The following is a 20,217-nucleotide window of genomic DNA, read 5'->3' as shown; positions in this document are numbered from 1 at the left end:
CATCCTAGCGGTCCGTCGCGAGGTTTCCACCGCGCATTTCGGCTTTTTTGATTTCCTCAAGAAACGCATTTTTTTCGGGTTGGGCTTGCGCTTCCCCACCCGCTCATTCAATCCTAGTGACTGTTTCTTACCGTGCGACCTCAAGCCCTGTTTCCCCTCACCGTCCTGTTGCTGTTGGCCATTTTGACCACCAGCTGCGGACTGCTGCGCAAAAAACGTGCTCAGCAAACCGACGAATCCACTGGTGACCTCGCCATCGGAGCCATCGAGATGGTTAATCCCGAGCAAAAATTCGTCCTCATCAGCGCCCATCGGGGATATGCCATCGTCGCTGGCACCGCACTTTATACCTTTTCCCCCAGCGGACTCAAAGCCGAACTCAAAGTCACTCCCGAACGCAAGCACACATTCCTCTCCGCCGACATCATCGAAGGTTACCCACAAAAAGGCAATCCCGTGTTCGCCACCCGTGAAGCCGTCAGCGCCTCCATGGCCGCCGCCAAAGCCAATGGAACCGGAACCGGCAGCGAACCACCTCCGCTGGACAACCAGCTCAACTGGGGCGGTGTTCCCGGTGCCCCAACTCCGAATCCCGTCAACACCGAGTCAAATCTACCTCCTCTGCAAAATCCGTTCATCAATCCCGCCTCCGAAGTTCCGCCAACCGTTCCGTGACGATCGCACCAGCCCAGCCATGCTTGAAATCGAAACCGCGCTCGCCCGCATCCTCGACAGCGTCTCACCCCTCGATCCGATCCGCGTCCCGCTGACCTCCGCTCTTCATCACTTCGCCGCACGCGCCCTTCACGCCACCGTCGCCCTCCCCGGCTTCGACAATTCCGCCATGGACGGCTATGCCGTGTTCGCCGCCGATACCACCACCACGAGTCCCCTCCCCATCATCGCCGAGCAACCCGCTGGCACCTCAAAAAATCTCACCCTCAACTCCGGGACCGCCATCCGCATTTTCACCGGTGCCCCTATGCCCGAGGGAGCCGATGCCGTCATCATGCAGGAAGACGTCGACCTCTCGCCCGATAAAACTCATATTCAATGCCGCGAACCCGTCGTCTCCGGAGAAAACCTCCGCCGCACCGGCACCGACATCTGCCTCGGCCAGCAGCTCCTCAAACCCGGTGACGCCCTCACCCCCACCCGCCTCGCCCTTCTCGCCTCACAAGGCCTCAACGAAATCTCCGTCATCCGGCCTCCACGCGTCGCCATCATCACCACCGGCGATGAACTGATCCCCGCCGGCCAACCCCTCCTTCCCGGCCAGCTCTACAACAGCAACGGCATCCTTCTCCAATCCCTCGTCGCCCAACTCGGCATCTCCGCAATCAGCACCCATCATCTCCCCGACGACCTCGACCAAACCATCTCTGCCCTGCGCGAACTCACCGGCACCCACGATTTCCTCATTCTCAGCGGCGGAGTCTCCGTGGGCGATCACGACCACATCAAACCCGCCCTCCAATCCCTCGGCATCCTCCCCAATCTCTGGCGCGTCAAAATCAAACCCGGCAAACCCCTTCTCCACGCCCGCACCGAGACCAACCCCTGCCAGATCTTCGGACTCCCCGGCAACCCCGTCTCCTCTTACGTCACCTATCAAATCTTCGTCCGTCCCGCCCTCTTGAAATCGATGGGATCGTTTCAATTTGAGCTACCCACCGTTCCCGCCACCCTCAATCAAGCCGTCGACAACCCCGGCGATCGTCCTCATTATCTCCGCGGCACCCTTCAGCAAAACACCTTCATACCCACCGGCGTCCAACAATCCCACGCCCTCTTCGGCCTCAGCCAGGCCAATGCGATGCTTCGACTCGAAGCCAACCAGTCCCTCGCCGCTGGCACGAACGTAATCCTCTTGGTCCCCTGATCTCCTGCATTCGACTCCCGGCCATGCCATGTTTTCCGGTCTCACCCAAACCCTGAAACTCCCCGACCCCTGGCAGCACAGCGCCGTCAGTCACCTGCGCGCGGGCAGCGACGTCATCGTCAGCGCCCCTACCGGTGCCGGCAAGACCTTCATCTTCGAACTCATCGCCAAAGCCGGTCATCACAAACGCCAACTCGTCTACACCGTCCCCACCCGCGCCTTGGCCAACGACAAACAAGCCGAATGGACCGAAGCCGGCTGGAATGTTGGCCTCGCCACCGGCGATCTTGCGCTCAACGTCCACGCACCTGTCCTCGTCGCCACCCTCGAAACCCAGATCGAACGCCTCATCAGCGGCGATGGTCCCGCGCTTCTCGTCATCGACGAATACCAGATGATCGCCGACTCCTCACGCGGCAGTCACTATGAAGGCGCCATCATCCTCACGCCGCCCAACACCCAACTCCTCCTCCTCAGCGGCAGCGTCGAAAACCCCAACGATCTCGCTGAATGGATGCGCCGTCTTGGACGTCAAGTCGAAGTCATCAGCACCCATAACCGTCCCGTTCCCCTCGAAGACTTCCCTCTCGATTACCACCAGCCCCGCTTCAAAAACATTGAAAATCGCTGGGCCAAACTCGCCACCGCCGCCCTCCTTGCCGACCTAGCCCCGCTGCTCATTTTCGCTCCCCGACGCAAAGACGCCGAGTCCATCGCCGCCAAAATCGCCACGCATCTTCCTCCCGGCGAACCCCTATCGCTCACCCACGAACAACGCATCCTCGCGGGCAAAGACATCGCGTCGATGCTCGAAAAACGTGTCGCCTTCCATCACAGCGGCATCAGCTATCCGCTGCGCGCCGGACTCATCGAACCCCTCGCCAAAGCCGGACAACTGCGCGTCATCGTCTCCACGATGGGCCTTGCCGCCGGGATCAATTTCTCCGTGCGCAGCGTCCACGTCTCCGGCACCACCTTCCACGACGGCGTCTCGGAGCAACAACTCAGCGCCGACGAACTCCTGCAAATGTTCGGTCGCGCTGGCCGACGCGGACTCGACGAACGTGGTTACGTCCTCACCACCCGCGACAGCCCCACGCTCAACGACTCCCGTCCCGTCCGACTCCGTCGCGGCAACAAACTTAGCTGGCCTCTTTTCCTCCGCATCATGTATCGCGCCGCCCAGGACGGACGCGACCCCTTCATCGCCGCCACCGAATTCACCACCAAACTGTTCGCCAAAACCCCGCCCGACCTCGGCCTCACACCTCAACAAACCGCCACCCCCCAAACTACCACCGCCCTCTTTGGCCTCAAAGCCACCCAGCGCGAACTCCTCAACAGCCAGGGCCATTGGGAACCCATCACCAAACCCGTCACCCAGACCGTCCCTCTCAGCCAGACCCACCTTGCCAACGACACCTTTCAGGGCCCCACCCTTTCCAGCACCCGCTACCTCAGCACCCTTTTCCCCACGCTCGGCCGCATCACCAAACTCCCGGGCGATCAAAAAATCTACGGGCGCGAGATCGCCCTAGGCAGACCCAGCGTCCCCGATCCCACCGGCGAAATCGGCCTGCAAACCATCGCTTTATCCCTCCGCAAACTCCTGCAAATCCCCCGTCACATCGAATCCCTCACCCCGGAAAAACTCCATCTCGTCGCCCTTCCCAAACTCGACGCCCAACTTCCAAACGCCACCTTCTTCGGCATGACCACCCGTGGTGACACCTTGTGGGCCACCTACGACTTTTCCAACCTCCCCGTCGAAGCCACCCAGGACAGCCACGGCCACTGGCTCGTTACTCCGCAATTTCGCACCCTGGAACGTCAGGTCGACACCGAGATCCATCAACCATCAACCTCCCACCATAAACCCTCCAGCGGCAGCGCCATTTACGCCTGGCGCACGCTCGGTCTGATCGAAAGCGACGGCACTCCGACTCAACGCGGCATCATCTTCAGCTTCTTCCAACAAGGCGAAGGCCTCGCCATTGCCGCCGCCCTCGAAGACGAATCCTATCCCATCGACGAACTCCTTCCCCATCTGGCAAACCTGCGCGGCAACACCCACATCGACCTCCCCATCGCCAACCCCAGCGAAAGACTCTCCGCCATCTGCCGCGCCACCTACGGATTCGTCAACCACACCGGCTACCTCGAAGCCGGCCTTCCCCTCGCCTACGGCGAAGCCACCGCCGAACTCCTCGGTTTGTCTTCATCCCTCATCCTTTCGCCTTCATCCTTTCAGAACGGCGACCTCGCCCGCGCCTACACCGAATGGCTCAGCCTTCTGCGGCATCTCAGCCATTCGCCGGACCACCCTTGGACGCGATGGACCCAGCTAAAATCCCAATCCGCTGCTCTTCTCCAAAGCCACCTTGCAAACTCTTCCCACACCCTCCACCCCAAACTTCCCCCTCTCACCCCCAAACAAAAACACGAGCGACCCCTGCATTACCTGCTGCGCAAACACGCTTAAAATTGAACATATCCCCCACCGGCCCCGGCTCGCCGACTTTCCTTTTCTCTTGCCCCCCACTCAAATCCGTGTCTTATCCTTCCCCCCACCTAATTTCATCATCGACCCTTTCCTCATGAGCGACCGACGCGTAGTCATCACCGGCCTTGGCATTGTTTCCCCTCTCGGCAACAACAAAGAAGATTTCTGGAAAAACCTCATCGCTGGCAAAAGCGGCATCCGCACCATCCAGTCCATCGATACGACCGAATACACCACCAAGTTCGCCGGTGAAGTGGTCGATTACGATCCCAAAGTTTATTTCAACGACTTCAAAGACGGTCGCCGCGCCGACCGTTTCACCCAGCTCGCCATGGGCGGAGCCAAACAGGCCATCATCGACAGCGGACTCGACACCGCCGACGTCAACAAAGAGCGCATCGGCGTCATGGTCGGCTCTGGCATCGGCGGCCTCACCGTGCTGGAAAACAACCACACCCAGCTCATCACCAAACACCCCTCCCGCGTCTCTCCGTTCACCATTCCGATGATGATCGCGAACATCGCCAGCGGCATGATCTCCATGGAATACGGTTTCCTCGGACCCAACATGTGCATCGTCACCGCCTGCGCCACCTCCAACCACTCCATCGGCGAGGCCTGGCGCATCATCAAATTCGGCGACGCCGACGCCATCGTCGCTGGTGGATCCGAAGCCTCCATCGCCCCCATGGGCATGGCCGGATTCGGCAACATGCGCGCCCTTTCCACCCGCAACGACTCTCCTGAAAAAGCCTCCCGTCCCTTCGACAAAGACCGCGACGGTTTCGTCATGGGCGAAGGCTCCGGCTGCTGCGTGATCGAAGAATACGAACACGCCAAAGCTCGCGGTGCCCACATCTACTGCGAACTCGTCGGCTACGGACTCAGCGCCGACGCCTATCACCTCAGCGCCCCCCTCCCCGACGGTTCCGGTGCCGCCCGCTGCATGCGCATGGCCCTTAAACATGCCAAACTCAATCCCGAAGACGTCCAATACGTCAACGCCCACGCCACCAGCACCCCACTTGGCGACATCGGCGAAACCCTCGCCATCAAAGCCACCTTCGGCGCCCACGCCAAAGACGGACTCGTCGTCAGCGCCACCAAATCCATGACCGGCCACCTTCTCGGAGCCGCCGGTGGCATCGAACTCGCCGCCTGTGTCCTCGCCCTGCGCGATCAGATCGTCCCCCCAACGATCAACATCGAAAATCAGGACCCCGAGTGCGATCTCGACGTCGTTCCCAACGTCGCCCGGGAAGTCAAACTTGACGCCGCCCTCAGCAACTCCTTCGGTTTCGGCGGCCACAACGCGGCCCTCCTCGTGAAGAAAATCTAGCAGGGAATTGGGGAGCACACGCATCTTGCGTGTCGTTCTCGGCATCTTGCCGGGAACCCGGACGCGCAGCGCCTCATTGATGTCCTAATCCGACAACCCCATGCCTCCCCCCCTCCCCGCCGACTACCCGCGCATCAAACGGGTCGCCAGCTTTCACGAACTTATCACCACCCCCTTCTCCAACGGCATCAATGCCGTCTGCTGGCCGCGCACCCTCCCCGGCGATTTCGCCGAAGTCGTCGACCATCTCAACGCCCCCCTCGGCATCACCACCATCGACGAAGACCAGCTTCAAAACCTCTCCGCCAATCTCACTCCCGCAGGCCAGCTCGCCGTCTCGACCCTCCTCAACGACCAGCGCCTCCTCCGCGAACACGGACTCGATCCCGTTCTCGACACCGTCAATGGCTACCTCCCTCCCGACGAACCCGAACCCCTGCGCACCGACGTTTGTTCCTTCCACGTCGACAGCGCCACCGCCGAAGCCGACACCTGGCTCTGCACCTATTTCGGAGCCTCCAGCGAACTCCTTCGCAACGATCAAGCCCAGCGTCACATCGACATCCCTGCCACTCGCGAGCACCTCCTCGCCCAGCATGGCGGCAAGGACGACGCCGACTTCCTCGAATACTTGAGCGACTACTGCTACGACCTCCACTACGTTCCCTTGCCCAACGCCGAACCCGTGATCTTTGGCCTCCACAACCTCTGGCGCATTGCCGTCCAATACCCCGGCAGCCCCGTCCCCCCCTGTATCCATCGCGCCCCCGATCCCATTCCAGGTCAACCACCCCGCCTGCTTCTCATCAGCTAAACAAAAAAAACGGACGAGGAACTGAACCCTCGTCCGTAAAACATTCTCACACGTGGACCTTATTCCAGTTCCTTCAGTGTGATGTTCTTCCATGCCACCGAGTAAGGCCCCGTGCCCTTCTTGATGCCATGCACCTGCAAGCCGATGAAACCCTTCGGATGCGAGGCAAACACCTTCTCATCTGTCAGATCTTCCACCTCTTCACCATTGATCCACACCTGAATCCGCGGCCCCTTTGCAACGATCTTGTAATGATTCCACTCACCGTCCTTGAACTTCTTGTGAGGAATCAGCTTCTCCGGTTTGGTCATCCAGCCTCCAATCGCCTCACCATAAATATAACCTGACTCCGCGCCCTTCTCTCCACTCGCTTCGATCTCCACCTGTGGACCATTCACACGACCTTCCGACGTGCCATCCTTCGTTTGCGAGCGAATCATCACTCCCGAGTTCAATTGATTGTCCACCTTCACATCGAACTCCAACTGAAAATCACCATACAGTTTCTCCGTGCACAAAAATGAGTTCGGGCTCCCCTCTGCCGTTGTCCCCACAATCGTGCCATCCACCACCGCGAAAGTCGCCGTCCCATTGTTCTGTTTCCAACCGGTCAACGTCTTGCCATCAAAAATCGCAACGGCCTCGCCAGCCAAAGCCGAACTCGACACCATCCCAGCACCACAAGCCAAAAAGCCCGCCAACAACCATTTCAAAGAAGCATGCATTTTCATAAAAAGATCTAACTGAGAGAACACAGCATACGCCCCCGATGCTCTCTCACTTTCAACGAACTCGAACTCAATTCATTCACCTATAATCCAAAATGAGTTACTTCCCATTGAACGCCTTCTCCAATTCGCCGATATCGAGCTTTTTCATCTGCATCATGGCCTCAAAAGCACGTTGAAACTTGGCCTTGTCAGGATCATTCAGCATCTCAATCATCCTCTTTGGCACCACCTGCCAGGAAAGGCCAAACTTGTCCTTCACCCAGCCACATTGCTGCGCCTCCACCGGTCCGCCTTCGCCAAGTTTTTCCCAATAATAGTCTACCTCTTCCTGGTTTTCGCATTCGATCTGAAAGGAGATGGCCTCGGTGAACTTGAAATGTGGACCCCCATTGAGTGCCGTGAAACTTTGTCCTTCAAGCTCAAACACCACCATCAGCACCTTTCCCTCCCGTCCACGATGAATCTCATGTCCGGACTCCGGGTAGTAGGAAACGTCGGTGATCTTCGAATCTTTGAAGATGGAGACATAAAAATTGGCAGCAGCTTCGCCTTGATCGTCAAACCAAAGGCAGGGTGTAATTTTGGAGAGCATAACAAGTAAGGTTCGTGGGTGAATCGTTCAATGGATGGTTAGTAGGATGCAACGATGCGGGGTTGTGATTACTGATTCCAACCCAACGACGAACGGGTTTTGATTTTCAGGACATGCCTGTGGAACTTTTAGTTTCCCCGTCTCTCCCGGCTGGATATTCGATAAATTCCCCCTTAAACTTCCAGTTCAACAAATCATCATCCCGTTCCGCCGGTGAATCCCACGGTTTTTCCACAAATGCCTTGTCCTGGTATTCAATGCGCTGCACATCGTCTCGAAGCATGTGTCCTATAAACATGGAATAACAACGCTCCACCTGCCGACTCGCCAAAAACGCGGACTCAGTGAACGACGAGTAAGACATTACCAGTGTCCGCGCAGATGCAACCTTGCCGAAATCGGCCTCCACCCCCTGGTGAAAAAACTCCGCCTCTGGATATCGTTTTAACAGTGCAGGAATGACCGGATTCGAATGATCTGACGAAACCACGACGATGCGCTTCGGCTGCTCCCTTTCGATAATTCCCGCATAATAACTCAACGGTGGCGGGCAAAAATATTTCCCTGCCACCCCAGACCAACCCTGCTTGAAAAATGACGGATTCGTGAAGATGTCGCCACTCCTGATGTTCAACACAAATTCTTCGGCAGCAAAACTCGGCATGGTAAGATGCGGAACCACATAAGTCTGCATGATGCGACCGGCATCACCCTCCGGCGGCCATGGTCTCTGATAGCCCGGAAACTTCTGCCACTCCACCTTCATGCTTTGAAGAGGTCGCTGGTTCGTGTTGAAATCGAAGACCGCAGGCACATTGGCGATCAGCGGATGCCCCGCAACCAATTGACCGACCTGCACCCTTCCCTGGTATCTCTCCGCCATCCATATGCCCGTTAGCAACAAGGCGATTCGATTGCCCAGTCTTCCCAACGGCTTCACTGTCATGTCGTAGGCCATGCGATGCTTCAATCTGATGTCGCCTTCCGCTCATTGCAATCCAATCCACATTCCGCACGGAAGCACGACACAAAAAAAGCGTGGAGGATGGCCTCCACGCTTTTTTAAAAGGTTGATCGAATGATCGAGCTTAAGCCTCAGCTTCGGCTTTCGCCTCTTCTTTGGCAGGTGCGTCTTCCACCACGGCGGCACCGACAGGAGCAGCGAGGTCAACCCACTCGATGAATGCCATCGGAGCGGAGTCGCTCTGGCGCTGGCCGAGCTTGGTGATGCGGGTGTAACCACCTTTGCGATCTTTGGAAGCCACGGCGATTTCGCTGAAAAGCTTTTTCACCAAGGACTTGTCGCGCAACTGGGCGAAAGCCTGACGGGCAAAGTGAACGCGTTTGGCTGCGATTTCCTTCTCGTTGGCACCTTCAGCGGCAAGCGCCTTCTTGCCAAGGGTGACAAGCTTCTCGACCACCGGACGCACAGCCTTGGCCTTGGCCACGGTGGTGCGGATGCGGCGATGCTCGATGAGGCTCTTGCAAAGATTTTTCAGCAAGGCATCGCGATGGCTCTGCGAGCGCTGAAGTTTGACCGTTTTACGTTTATGTCTCATGACTGGTTAGTGATTCAGGTGGTGTGCCGGAAATGGGGATAACAAATAATAAATATTAAGCTTCTTCTTCCTCTTCGACTTCGACTTCATCGTCTTCATCATCGTCGTCGTCACCAAGGTTGGCGGAGATCAAACGGGAGAAGCTGTCAGCGTCGCCTTCATCGTCGTCTTCACGACGGAAGCCGGAACGCAGCATGGAGACGCCACCAGGAAGGGGCTCAAGCAACGAGGCATCGAGTTTCATGCCAAGATTGAGGCCAAGCTCCTGAAGCTTTTCCTTGATCTCGGTGAGGGACTTCTTGCCGAAGTTGCGGTAACGCAGCATTTCGGCCTCGCTCTTGAGGGCGAGTTGACCCACGGAAGTGATGTTGGCGTTGTTGAGGCAGTTGGCCGCACGCACGCTGAGTTCGATCTCGTTGACGGACATGTTGAGCAACTTGCGGAGCTCAAGGTTTTCTTCGCTTTGCGCTTCTGGAGCGGCGTCGAATTCCACCTGGCTGTCGTCGTAGTTGACGAACACATCAAGGTGGCGGCGAAGGATGGCGGAAGCCTGAAGCAACGCGTCCTGGGGGGCAATGCGTCCGTCTGTCCACACGTCGAGCACCAGTTTGTCGTAATCGGTGTTCTGACCCACACGAGTGGCTTCCACGGCGTATTTCACACGGGTCACCGGGGAGAAAATGGCATCAATGGGAATCACACCAATCGGCATGTCGGGGCGCTTGTTCTCTTCGCCAGTGGCGAAACCGCGGCCCACGCGAACTTCGATGTCCGCTTCAAATTTGCCTTTGCGATCAAGGGTGCAGATGATCTGATCCTTGTTGATGACCTGATAATGCTGGTCGTCACGAATGTCACCGGCAGTCACCACGCCTTCTTTGTCGGCGTTGATGGAAAGAACGTGAATGTCCTTATTGTCGAAATGCTGGAACTTCACCTTTTTGAGGTTGAGGACGATCTGGGTCACGTCTTCAAGCACGCCAGGAAGGGTGCTGAACTCATGCTCGGCACCCTTGATGCGAACGCTGGTGATGGAAGCGCCTTCCAACGAGGAAAGCAGCACGCGACGAAGGCTGTTGCCAATCGTGTGGCCATAACCGCGATCAAACGGTTCAGCGACGAACTGCGCGTAGTTATCATTGGCCGTCACCTCGTTTTTCACGAGACGATTGGGCATTTCAAATCGGGCTAATCTGATGGACATGTAGGGTATTGATGGGCTGGGTTGCCTTCGGCGCGAGCTGTCTCCACATCGTGAAAATGCAGAAACCCGAAGACCAACAGCGAATAATGCTGGCTCGCAAGGGGCCATGAAGATGCACGATCCACCCTGTTGTGCAAGATGTTTTTGACAAATTCGTCGCAAAATTGCGAACTCTCAAGTGCCTCGCATTTCCCTGCCGGACCCAAAATATCACCCTCGTTTGGCATGGAGTTAGCCATATACAGCTCTTTTCCCCGTCCCGCTTTCGGCATGAGCGCCCTTCCCCCTCCTCCTTCACTTCATCCGCATCCCCATCTGCGCAAGGCGTCCGACTACGCCCGGATGAAACTGGACAACCTGCGCAGCCGCACCCTCGGTCTGATGGAGGTTCTTTATTCCCTGCAATCCCTTCACGGACTTCTCGCCATGTCGCGCCAATCCATGGACGCCGATGTGTTCCAGCGTTTTGTCAAAGATCCCATGGAGCGACATCAGGAGCTGCAAGGTCTCGCTTGGAGCCCCGTGGTCCAGCACGCCGAGCGGCCTCAATATGAATCCGCCATGCGCAAGATGCTCCATGACGACCGCTACGAAGTGCGCGATCTCAATCACCACAACCAGCTCGAAACCGCTGCCGCGCGCCCGAGCTACGTGCCGCTCACTTTTCTCGCCCCTCTCGCCGAAAACGCCATCGCCCACGGCTTCGATCTTGCCTCCGAACCCCGACGCCGACTCGCACTCGAACGCGCCCGCGACACCGGCGCCCCTTTCACCACCACCCCACTGCGCCTCGTCCAGGAAACCCAGGACCAGCTCGGCTGCCTCGTCGTCCTCCCCGTGTATTTCGGCAACGTCAACTCCGAGGAAGAACGCCGCCAACAACTCGCCGGATTCGTCACCGCCGCCTTCCGCATCACCAACATGGTCGATGCCTTCCTCGGCGAAGAAAGCGACCCCCTGTTCCAGGTCGAAGTCGCCGTGTTCGACAAAACCGAACCCGGTCAACAAATCTGCCGACGTGGCACCCTGCTCCCCGAAGACGCCATCGACACCGCCACCGAATGGCTCGAGTTCGCCGGTGCCCGCTGGCGCGTTCGCGTTCCCCTCACCGATCACAGCGCGCCCCTCACGCCCTCGTCTCCCTACGCCGACCACCCCTTTCGCAGCCTGTTTGAAAACGCCATGGTCGGCATGTTTCAAACCAGTCCGTCTGGACGTTACCTCGCCGCCAACACCGCCATGGCGCACCTCTACGGCTACGCCTCGCCCGGGGAACTCATGGTCGCTTTTTCCGACATCGGTGCCCAACTTTACGTCGATCCCTCCAGGCGCAGCGAGTTTGTGCAACTGCTCCAGCAACACGACACCATCTCCGCTTTCGAATCCCAGATCCGCCGCCGCGATGGCACCCTCATTTGGATATCCGAAAAAGCCCGTTGTGTTCGCGATGCCCATGGCCGCCTTCTTTATTATGAGGGCGTCGTTGAGGACATCACCGAGCAACAACATGCCCGGGAATCCCTCAATCGCGCCTGTCAGGAACTTCAACAACGTCTCGAAGAGCGCAGCACCCAGCTCGCCCGCACCAATGCCGCCCTTTCCATCGAAATTGAGGATCGCAAGCGCGCCGAAAAAAGCGCCGCCACCGCCAACGAAGCCAAGTCCGTGTTCCTCTCGCACATGAGCCACGAGATCCGCACCCCCCTCAATGCGGTCATCGGCTACGCCCAAATCCTGCAACGCGACCAAACCCTCACGCCCGACCAGCAGTCGATCCTCAACTCCCTCTCCTCCGGCAGCCATCACCTCATGAGCCTCGTCGAGCACCTCCTCGACCTCTCCAAAATCGAAGCCGGCAGCATGGACATCCATCCCGCCGCCTTCGACCTCCAGAGCATGGTCCAGCTTTTGGAAAGCATGTTCCGCCATCGTTGCCAGCAGAAAAAACTCCGACTCCGCGTCGACGCCACCTCCGGCCCCAGCATGCTCACCGGCGACGAGGCCATGCTCAGGCAAGTCCTCATCAACCTGCTCAGCAACGCCGTCAAATTCACCGACACCGGCTATGTCAGTCTCCGCGTCGTTCCTGAAGATGCCGACCGCTGGCGCTTCGAAGTCGCCGACACCGGCATCGGCATCGAACCCGATCTGCAAAATCAAATCTTCGAGCCCTTTCATCAGGCCCAAGCCGGACGCCATCGCGGCGGCACCGGTCTCGGGCTGACCATTTTGAAACGCCAAATCGAACTGATGGGCGGCACCCTCACGCTCGACTCCGCCCCTGGTCGAGGTTCCCTCTTCAGCTTCGTCCTCCCCCTCCCCTCCGCCAGCCAACCCGCCAGCCAGCTCCAATCCGAAAATCCCGTCAACCTCCGCGTCCGACCTGAAACCATCGTCAGAGCCCTCGTCGTTGACGACATTTCCGCCAACCGCGACCTCCTCGCCCGCATGCTGCGCCTCACCGGTTGCGAAGTCGAAACCGTCGGCGACGGAGCCTCCGCCATCGAAATGGTCCGCCAGACCCAGCCGCACATCGTCTTCATGGACATCTGGATGCCCGACATGAATGGCATCGAAGCCACCCAACATCTCCTTCGGGAATTCCGCAAAACTCCGCTCAAAATCGTCGCCCACTCCGCCACCGCCTTCACCCACGAAGCCAGCAAATATCTCGAAACCGGTTTTGAAGATTTTTTCCCAAAACCCTTCCGCTTCGAGCGCCTCTGCGCCTGCCTGCAATCGCTCCTCCCCGATCATTTCATCACCATCGAATCCCCAACCATTTTCGCAGCCCTCCCCTCCCTTCTTGCCGACCTCCCGGCCCCTCTCGCCCAGCGCCTTCGCCAGAGCGCAGGAGACTACAACATCACCGACCTCAAACAATGCCTTGAAGAACTCAAAGGCAGCGATTCCCCCCACTCCGCCCTCACCCTTCAGCTCCATCAGATGATCGCCGGTTACGACATGCAAGGCATCATCGACTTCGTCCAACACCACCTTCCACCCGCCGACGCCTCTTGATGACCCCACTGGGACTGCCGACGTATCGTCGGCCAACCAACAGACATAAGTCACACTCCTCATGAAAAAGCCACTCGTCGAAACTATCCTCATCGTCGACGACCACCCGGCCAACCTCGACGTCCTCACCCAAACCCTCGAACCCGTCGGATTCCACGTGCTCGCCGTTCCCAACGGCGAGATCGCCCTGCGCGTCGCTGAACGCGCCAAACCCGACCTCATCATGCTCGACGTCGTCATGCCCGAATTCAACGGCTTCGACGTCTGCGAAATGCTCAAGAAGAACCCCGCCACCCGCGACATTCCCGTCATTTTCCTTAGCGCCCGCAACGAAACCCGCACCTTGGTAAAAGGCTTCCAGGCCGGAGGCGTCGACTACATCACCAAACCCTTCCAGGCCGAGGAAGTTCTCGCCCGCATCGAAACCCACCTCAAAAACCGCCGCCTTACCGCCGCGCTCAAACAAAAAAACCGCCAACTCATCGAACAAGCCGACGCCCTTAAACAAACCAACGAAAAACTCGCGGCTGAAATCAAACTCCGCACCAAAGCCGAAGAACAACTGCAGGTCGCCGATCAAAAACTCGACGTCATCGGTGCCCGCGAAGCCGAACACTGGAACGTCTCCGGTCTTATCGGTCAAAGCCCCTCCATGGCCCGAATTCTTGAAGACGTCGACAAACTCAAATCGTTCGGCAATACCACGGTCCTGATCCTTGGCGAAAGCGGCACCGGCAAGGAACTCCTCGCCCGTGCCATCCACTCCCGCGGCCCCCATGCCAAAGGCCCCTTCATTCCCGTCAACTGTGTCGCCATCCCCGCCGAACTTGCCGAATCCATGCTTTTCGGCCACATCCGCGGCTCTTTCACCGGCGCCATCGAAGACCGCAAAGGTTACTTCGAACTCGCCCATCAGGGCACCCTCTTCCTCGACGAAATTGGCGACATGCCCCTCCCCCTCCAGGCCAAACTCCTCCGTGTTCTCGAAGACGGCATGGTCTATCCCATCGGCTCCAGCAAAGGCAAAAAAATCACCTGTCGCGTCGTCGCCGCCACTAACGCCCAGCTCGAAACCCACATCGCCAACGGCACCTTCCGCCAGGACCTCTACTTCCGCCTCGCCCGTTTCACCGTCACCCCACCCCCCCTGCGTGAACGCACCGAAGACATCCCCGCCCTTGCCCGTCATTTCATCGACCTCTTCGTCAAAGAAATGGGCCGCAAAGCCCCACCCCTCACCACCAGCGCCCTTGCACGTCTCAAAACTCATCCCTATCCCGGAAACATCCGCGAGTTAAAAAACATCATCGAACGCGCCCTCATCCGCAGCGGCGGCGACGCCATCTCCCCCGAGCATCTCGACCTCCCTGGCAACAGCACAATTTCATCACTCCCCCATCCCAAGCCACCCCAACTCGCGCTAACGCCCGATTCCTCCCTTCCCCTCAACCTTGAAGAAGCCGAAACCCTCCTCATCCGCCGCGCCCTCAATCAAACCCAAGGCAACATCGCCCAAGCCGCCCGCCTCCTCGGCATCCACCGCACCAGAATCTACCGCATGATGGCCAGCAAAGACGCTTGAGGTATGGTGCCTTCGATCAGCCCAGACCGTTAACTTATCTCCGATGCGCCACCGGGGTTAGATATCGTGGGATCAAGACTGCTCGCACTGACTTAGTCGCCGCCCCAACAGTCAATACAACTTTCACCGTCGAACTCAATATGCAAACCATAGTCCGGAGCTTCGACGCTACCGATGACGAACGCCCAATGAGTGCCGCCCTCAATAAACTCACTATTAATCCAAACATGGGGGTCGCGAATGCTCCTAACAGCATCCTGATCGTGGCCAGCGTAGTAGGCTCTGAACTGGTTCTCGGCCTCGCGTAAAAGTTGGGGGAGATCTTTGAGAACTTGCATCGCGAGTGCGATATCGACGGGATTGGGATGTCGAGGAAGCACTCCGTTTGGTGCGTTGGAAGTGTCAATCCTGAGAGACACTGAATGACCTAAAAACGAACCCCGATGACAAGGCAACTCTGCAACCCATCCGTGAGTGCTCGGCTGCAGTTGAACGTCGGGAGGAAATTGTTCGAGCATGACTTCTATCAGACACAAACACTGACCCTCCTTGAGCGGCAACCGATTTGCAGATGAAAGCTTCATTTAACTGTCCCAACTGTCCCCCACGCGACACTTTCCGTCGTCCACCTCCCTTACTCTGTTCCATAACCCCCTCACTTTCAACAGCTTTACTCCACAGTCCGCCATGGCACGGCATACGCTCGATCAAACTCAGCCATGCCCACTGTCTCCATAGAAGCTGAACCCTACCCGTTTGAACTGATTCCCTCCAGGTGCGCCCTGCTGATCATCGACATGCAGCGCGACTTTCTCGAGCCCGGAGGATTCGGCGAAATGCTCGGCAACGACGTCTCCCAACTGCGTCGCACCATTGAACCCAACAAGGTCCTCCTCGAAACCTTCCGCGCCAAAGGCCTCGCCGTGATGCACACCCGCGAAGGCCATCGACCCGACCTCAGTGATTTACCGCCCGCCAAAAAGGTTCGCGGCAAAGGCAAAACCACCATCGGCGATCCGGGTCCCATGGGCCGCATCCTCATCCGCGGCGAAGCCGGACACGACATCATCCCCGAACTCTACCCGCTCCCGAATGAGCCCGTCATCGACAAACCCGGCAAAGGAGCCTTCTTCGCCACCGACCTCCACGCCATCCTGCAAAACCTCGGCATCACGCAACTCATCGTAACCGGAGTCACCACCGAAGTGTGCGTCAACACGACCGTCCGCGAAGCCAATGACCGCGGTTACGAATGCCTCGTCCCCGCTGACTGCGTCGGCTCCTACTTCCCCGAATTCCAGGACTTCGGGCTCCGCATGATCAAGGCCCAGTCCGGCATCTTCGGCTGGGTCTGCGACTCCCCATCCATCATCGCCGCCCTCGCCTAGCCCAACCCCTCCCCATCAACCACCAGCAACCTCGTCATCACAATAAAATGAACACATTCAAACCTAAACTGTGGGTTCCAGGCGACTGGAACGCGTTCTTCGGCTTCGGCACGAACATCATCGTCAACATGCTGGTTCTCACCGGACTGCTGCGCTTCGTGCTCGGCCTGCCCGACGAACTGGTCTTTGGCCGCATCCTGCCCGCCACCGGCCTCATGCTATTCATGAGCACCGTCTACTACGCCTGGCTGGCCTACCGACTCGCCAAAAAGGAGGGCCGCGACACCGTCTGCGCCCTGCCCTCCGGCGTCAGCGTGCCGCACATGTTTGTCGTCGTGTTCGTCATCATGCTGCCCATCTCGCTGATGACCGGCGACCCCATCAAAGGCTGGGAAGCCGGACTCGCCTGGGTGTTCATCCAGGGGTTTCTCCTTATGATCGGCGGTTTCATCGCTCCCATCATTCGCAAAATCACCCCCCGCGCCGCCCTGCTCGGCACCCTCGCCGGGGTCTCGGTGACCTTCATCTCCATGCGCCCCGCCCTTGAGATGTTCATGACCCCGCTCATTGGCATCGTCTGCTTCGCCATCATCCTCCTCAGCTGGTTCGGCGGCGTGCGTTACTTCAAAGGCATCCCCGCAGGCCTCATCGCCATCGCCGCCGGCTGCCTCATCGCCTGGGGCTCCAACCTCTTCGGTGCCAACATCGGCGGCATGTCAGCCACCGCTCTCACCGCCTCCTTCACCAACTTCGGCTTCTCCCTGCCGATGCCCGCCTTCGACCACGTCTTTTCCGGATTCGAATTCCTCGGCATCATCCTCGTCACCGCCATTCCCTTCGGCATCTATGACCTCGTCGAAGCCATGGACAACGTCGAAAGCGCCGAGGTCGCTGGCGACAGCTTCCCCACCACCCAGGTCCTCACCGCCGACGGTGTCATCAGCACCATCGGCTGCCTCATGGGCAACCCCTTCAACCTCGCCGTCTACATCGGCCATCCGGGTTGGAAATCCATGGGCGGCCGCATCGGCTACTCCGCCGCCACCGGCGTGATGATCATCCTCTTCGCCACCTTCGGCATCATCTCCGTGATGAGCGCCCTCATCCCGCTCGTCGCCATCTCCCCGATCCTCCTCTACATCGGTATGCTCATCGGTGCGCAGGCCTTTCAAGAATGCCCAAAACGCCACGCCCCGGCCATCATTCTCGCCCTCGCCCCCCACGTTGCTCATTGGGGTAAAACGCAAATTGACAACGCCCTCGGCGCTGCCGGCACCAATGCCGCCACGGTTGGCCTTGATAAACTCGGACAAGTCGGCGTCCTCTACGAAGGCCTCGGCATTCTAGGCGGCGGCGCCATCATCGGCGGCCTCATGCTCGGTGCCATCGGGGTGTTTGTCATCGACCGAAAATTCTACAAGGCCGCGATGTTCACCCTGGCCTCCGCGCTGCTTACCTTCTTCGGTTTCATGCATGGCGAAGCGATCGGTATCAATCACTCCCCCATGGTCGCCGCCGGCTATCTGGTGGTCACCGGCATCCTGGTCGCCTGCGCCAAGTTCGCCACCGCCTCCGAACCCGCACCTGAACACGCGGAAGAACCCGAATCACTCCCCGACGAATCCCCCCAAACGGCATAACTCTCCCATCCCTTTAAAAGCCCCACTTTCATTGGTTGGTTGTCTTAAGTAGTTAGATAAATCAAACGGCGTCAGCTCATCACTGACGCCGTTTTTCATGCCCCCATTTCCCCACCCTCAAACCGACACTGTTCCAGCTGTTCCCACCGCGACATCCAGCACACCCGGTCAACTTCACCAACTGCCCCAAAAACTCAGCAACCTCCTCATCATCAACGCCTTAACAACCTGCCCCCACGCAGGCCCGCAGAATGCTAAAAAGAAACCTGCCATGTATAACTTCATCAACCACTCTCCCATGAACATCCGTCTACCCCGCCTCATCGGCACTGCCCTCGCCGTGCTGCTCACCCTCAGCCCATGCGTCCTCACTGCTGGCGATCCCAAGTCCAGCGACCCCACCGCCATCGAGCCCGCCCCCGCGAAATCGCGCATCGGCGGCCTTTTCCAAATCGACATCTCCGACCACTACATCACCCCACGCGGCCTCACCGTCGAAAACCAGGGCGTCATCTTCCAACCCCTCTTCCTGCTGTTCTTCGACCTCTACGACGGCGACGGATTTATCAACGACGTCAGCCTCACCCTCGGTGTTTGGAACAGCATCCACACTGAAAAAAGCGGAGCCGATCCCGGCTATTGGAACGAGATCGACCCCATCGCCGGTCTCAGCTTCGGATTCCAGGGCGGATTCAAACTCGACACTACCTGGACCGCCTTCGAAAGCATGACCGACTCCTACGACACCCCGCACAATCTTGAAGTCAAACTCAGCTACTCCGACAACCTCACCGACACCTTCAGCATCAACCCCTTCGTCTCCTACTGGCTCGAAATCACCAACAAAACCACCTTCGCCACCACCGACTCCAGTTACTACTTCACTGTCGGCATCAACCCCACCTACAGTCCGAAAAGCATCCCCGTGCGCTTCGAGTTGCCCATCACCGTGCTCTTCCCCGCAGACGACTTCTACGGCGAAAGCTCCACCGTCGGCCTATGGTCCATCGCCCTCAAAGCCAGCACCCCGCTCACCTTCATCTCGCCATCTTTCGGCAAGTGGTTCCTTTACGGCAAAGCCACCTACCACGCCTTCGAAAACGATGCCCTCGTTCAGTTCGGATCCTTCGCCACCGGCCAACCCGATGACGACGAATTCCAGTTCTCCACCGGCATCACCATCATTTTCTAACACCTCCAACTAATTGCGGCTGGAATGTCCCCCCATTCCAGCCTTTATTTTTTCCAGCCATGCCCACCGTCGATTCCAATCCCTACCCCTGGCCTTACAACGGCGACCTCCGCCCACAAAACACCGTCATCCTCGTCATCGACATGCAGATTGATTTCTGCGGCCCAGGCGGCTATGTCGACCAAATGGGTTACGACCTCAGCCTCACCCGCGCCCCCATCGAGCCCATCAAACAGGTCCTCGAAGCCGCCCGCGCCCAAGGCTATCACATCATGCACACCCGCGAAGGTCACCGACCCGACCTCGCCGATCTCCCGCCCAACAAACGCTGGCGCAGCCAACGCATCGGCGCCGGCATCGGCGACACCGGCCCCTGCGGCCGCATTCTCGTGCGCGGCGAACCCGGCTGGGACATCATCCCCGAATTGTATCCGCTCCCCGGCGAACCGATCATCGAAAAACCCGGCAAAGGCAGCTTCTACGCCACCGACCTCAACCTCCTCCTCGCCCAGCGCAACATCCAAAACATCGTCCTCTGCGGCATCACCACCGACGTCTGCGTCCACACCACCATGCGCGACGCCAACGACCGCGGCTACGAATGCCTCATTCTCTCCGACTGCGTCGGCGCCACCGACCACGGCAACCACCTCGCCGCCCTAAAAATGGTCACCATGCAAGGCGGCGTCTTCGGTGCCGTCAGCGACTCCAAAAACTTCATTGCCACCATCACCCAATAGCCCATCCTATCCGACCTACTAACACTCTCG

General features: G+C 58.6%; 17 protein-coding genes. 11 read left to right on the top strand and 6 right to left on the bottom strand.

Annotated elements, in window-relative coordinates; all coding sequences use genetic code 11:
• The first annotated feature begins 132 nt into the window (after positions 1 to 132).
• The 5 genes from FEM03_RS24470 (at position 133) to FEM03_RS14810 (ending at position 6,538) form a co-directional block, all read left to right on the top strand.
• Complete coding sequence (locus FEM03_RS24470) at positions 133 to 675, top strand: hypothetical protein (protein ID WP_166442881.1); 543 nt, start codon at positions 133 to 135, stop codon at positions 673 to 675.
• Between the two features lie 19 nt (positions 676 to 694).
• Positions 695 to 1,882, top strand: coding sequence for a molybdopterin molybdotransferase MoeA (locus FEM03_RS14825; protein ID WP_166442880.1), 1,188 nt, complete (start codon positions 695 to 697; stop codon positions 1,880 to 1,882).
• Positions 1,883 to 1,910: 28 nt separating this feature from the next.
• Positions 1,911 to 4,364, top strand: a complete 2,454-nt coding sequence (locus FEM03_RS14820) for a DEAD/DEAH box helicase (protein WP_138087061.1) — start codon at positions 1,911 to 1,913, stop codon at positions 4,362 to 4,364.
• Between the two features lie 115 nt (positions 4,365 to 4,479).
• Positions 4,480 to 5,724, top strand: coding sequence for a beta-ketoacyl-ACP synthase II (gene fabF, locus FEM03_RS14815; protein WP_138087060.1), 1,245 nt, complete (start codon positions 4,480 to 4,482; stop codon positions 5,722 to 5,724).
• Between the two features lie 100 nt (positions 5,725 to 5,824).
• On the top strand, positions 5,825 to 6,538 hold the full coding sequence (locus FEM03_RS14810; RefSeq protein ID WP_138087059.1) for a DUF1826 domain-containing protein: 714 nt from the start codon (positions 5,825 to 5,827) through the stop codon (positions 6,536 to 6,538).
• 59 nt (positions 6,539 to 6,597) lie between these two features.
• Here FEM03_RS14810 and FEM03_RS14805 read toward each other — a convergent pair whose 3' ends face one another.
• The 5 genes from FEM03_RS14805 to FEM03_RS14785 form a co-directional block, all read right to left on the bottom strand.
• The gene (locus FEM03_RS14805; RefSeq protein ID WP_138087058.1) at positions 6,598 to 7,263 is read right to left on the bottom strand and encodes a 3-keto-disaccharide hydrolase; all 666 of its coding nucleotides are present in this window, start codon (positions 7,261 to 7,263) and stop codon (positions 6,598 to 6,600) included.
• 103 nt (positions 7,264 to 7,366) lie between these two features.
• Positions 7,367 to 7,861 carry a VOC family protein gene (locus FEM03_RS14800; protein ID WP_138087057.1) on the bottom strand — a complete coding sequence of 165 codons (495 nt, stop codon included), beginning with the start codon at positions 7,859 to 7,861 and terminating at the stop codon, positions 7,367 to 7,369.
• Positions 7,862 to 7,967: 106 nt separating this feature from the next.
• Positions 7,968 to 8,819, bottom strand: coding sequence for a hypothetical protein (locus FEM03_RS14795; protein ID WP_138087056.1), 852 nt, complete (start codon positions 8,817 to 8,819; stop codon positions 7,968 to 7,970).
• 130 nt (positions 8,820 to 8,949) lie between these two features.
• Positions 8,950 to 9,420, bottom strand: coding sequence for a 50S ribosomal protein L17 (rplQ, locus tag FEM03_RS14790; RefSeq protein WP_138087055.1), 471 nt, complete (start codon positions 9,418 to 9,420; stop codon positions 8,950 to 8,952).
• Between the two features lie 55 nt (positions 9,421 to 9,475).
• Complete coding sequence (locus FEM03_RS14785; RefSeq protein ID WP_138087054.1) at positions 9,476 to 10,624, bottom strand: DNA-directed RNA polymerase subunit alpha; 1,149 nt, start codon at positions 10,622 to 10,624, stop codon at positions 9,476 to 9,478.
• Positions 10,625 to 10,894: 270 nt separating this feature from the next.
• Between FEM03_RS14785 and FEM03_RS14780 the strand changes: the two genes are divergently transcribed.
• Both FEM03_RS14780 and FEM03_RS14775 read left to right on the top strand, forming a co-directional pair.
• Positions 10,895 to 13,645 carry a CHASE domain-containing protein gene (locus FEM03_RS14780; RefSeq protein ID WP_166442879.1) on the top strand — a complete coding sequence of 917 codons (2,751 nt, stop codon included), beginning with the start codon at positions 10,895 to 10,897 and terminating at the stop codon, positions 13,643 to 13,645.
• Positions 13,646 to 13,706: 61 nt separating this feature from the next.
• On the top strand, positions 13,707 to 15,227 hold the full coding sequence (locus tag FEM03_RS14775; RefSeq protein WP_138087052.1) for a sigma-54-dependent transcriptional regulator: 1,521 nt from the start codon (positions 13,707 to 13,709) through the stop codon (positions 15,225 to 15,227).
• A gap of 92 nt (positions 15,228 to 15,319) precedes the next feature.
• Here the strand turns inward: FEM03_RS14775 and FEM03_RS24775 are convergent, their stop codons facing one another.
• Positions 15,320 to 15,811, bottom strand: coding sequence for a hypothetical protein (locus FEM03_RS24775; protein ID WP_138087051.1), 492 nt, complete (start codon positions 15,809 to 15,811; stop codon positions 15,320 to 15,322).
• Positions 15,812 to 15,946: 135 nt separating this feature from the next.
• Here FEM03_RS24775 and FEM03_RS14765 point away from each other — a divergent pair, with 135 nt between their 5' ends.
• The 4 genes from FEM03_RS14765 (at position 15,947) to biuH (ending at position 20,187) form a co-directional block, all read left to right on the top strand.
• On the top strand, positions 15,947 to 16,615 hold the full coding sequence (locus FEM03_RS14765) for a cysteine hydrolase family protein (RefSeq protein WP_138087050.1): 669 nt from the start codon (positions 15,947 to 15,949) through the stop codon (positions 16,613 to 16,615).
• 47 nt (positions 16,616 to 16,662) lie between these two features.
• On the top strand, positions 16,663 to 18,255 hold the full coding sequence (locus tag FEM03_RS14760) for a regulator (protein ID WP_138087049.1): 1,593 nt from the start codon (positions 16,663 to 16,665) through the stop codon (positions 18,253 to 18,255).
• A 97-nt stretch (positions 18,256 to 18,352) separates the two neighbouring features.
• On the top strand, positions 18,353 to 19,447 hold the full coding sequence (locus FEM03_RS14755; RefSeq protein ID WP_138087048.1) for a hypothetical protein: 1,095 nt from the start codon (positions 18,353 to 18,355) through the stop codon (positions 19,445 to 19,447).
• A 59-nt stretch (positions 19,448 to 19,506) separates the two neighbouring features.
• Positions 19,507 to 20,187: a biuret amidohydrolase gene (biuH, locus tag FEM03_RS14750; protein WP_138087047.1), complete on the top strand. Its 681-nt coding sequence runs from the start codon at positions 19,507 to 19,509 to the stop codon at positions 20,185 to 20,187.
• Positions 20,188 to 20,217: the final 30 nt, after the last annotated feature.

Source organism: Phragmitibacter flavus (assembly GCF_005780165.1).
GTDB lineage: Bacteria > Verrucomicrobiota > Verrucomicrobiia > Verrucomicrobiales > Verrucomicrobiaceae > Phragmitibacter > Phragmitibacter flavus.
This window is presented reverse-complemented; position numbering and strand designations above follow the sequence as displayed.

Coding starts and splice junctions, on each gene's coding strand:
- fabF (WP_138087060.1), top strand. CDS start 4,480: ATGAGCGACCGACGCGTAGTCATCACCGGCCTTGGCATTGTTTCCCCT.
- FEM03_RS14780 (WP_166442879.1), top strand. CDS start 10,895: ATGAGCGCCCTTCCCCCTCCTCCTTCACTTCATCCGCATCCCCATCTG.
- FEM03_RS24775 (WP_138087051.1), bottom strand. CDS start 15,811: ATGAAGCTTTCATCTGCAAATCGGTTGCCGCTCAAGGAGGGTCAGTGT.
- FEM03_RS14785 (WP_138087054.1), bottom strand. CDS start 10,624: ATGTCCATCAGATTAGCCCGATTTGAAATGCCCAATCGTCTCGTGAAA.
- FEM03_RS14755 (WP_138087048.1), top strand. CDS start 18,353: ATGCCCCCATTTCCCCACCCTCAAACCGACACTGTTCCAGCTGTTCCC.
- FEM03_RS14820 (WP_138087061.1), top strand. CDS start 1,911: ATGTTTTCCGGTCTCACCCAAACCCTGAAACTCCCCGACCCCTGGCAG.
- rplQ (WP_138087055.1), bottom strand. CDS start 9,420: ATGAGACATAAACGTAAAACGGTCAAACTTCAGCGCTCGCAGAGCCAT.
- FEM03_RS14825 (WP_166442880.1), top strand. CDS start 695: ATGCTTGAAATCGAAACCGCGCTCGCCCGCATCCTCGACAGCGTCTCA.
- FEM03_RS14795 (WP_138087056.1), bottom strand. CDS start 8,819: ATGGCCTACGACATGACAGTGAAGCCGTTGGGAAGACTGGGCAATCGA.
- FEM03_RS14805 (WP_138087058.1), bottom strand. CDS start 7,263: ATGCATGCTTCTTTGAAATGGTTGTTGGCGGGCTTTTTGGCTTGTGGT.
- biuH (WP_138087047.1), top strand. CDS start 19,507: ATGCCCACCGTCGATTCCAATCCCTACCCCTGGCCTTACAACGGCGAC.
- FEM03_RS14765 (WP_138087050.1), top strand. CDS start 15,947: ATGCCCACTGTCTCCATAGAAGCTGAACCCTACCCGTTTGAACTGATT.
- FEM03_RS14800 (WP_138087057.1), bottom strand. CDS start 7,861: ATGCTCTCCAAAATTACACCCTGCCTTTGGTTTGACGATCAAGGCGAA.
- FEM03_RS14760 (WP_138087049.1), top strand. CDS start 16,663: ATGAACACATTCAAACCTAAACTGTGGGTTCCAGGCGACTGGAACGCG.
- FEM03_RS14775 (WP_138087052.1), top strand. CDS start 13,707: ATGAAAAAGCCACTCGTCGAAACTATCCTCATCGTCGACGACCACCCG.
- FEM03_RS14810 (WP_138087059.1), top strand. CDS start 5,825: ATGCCTCCCCCCCTCCCCGCCGACTACCCGCGCATCAAACGGGTCGCC.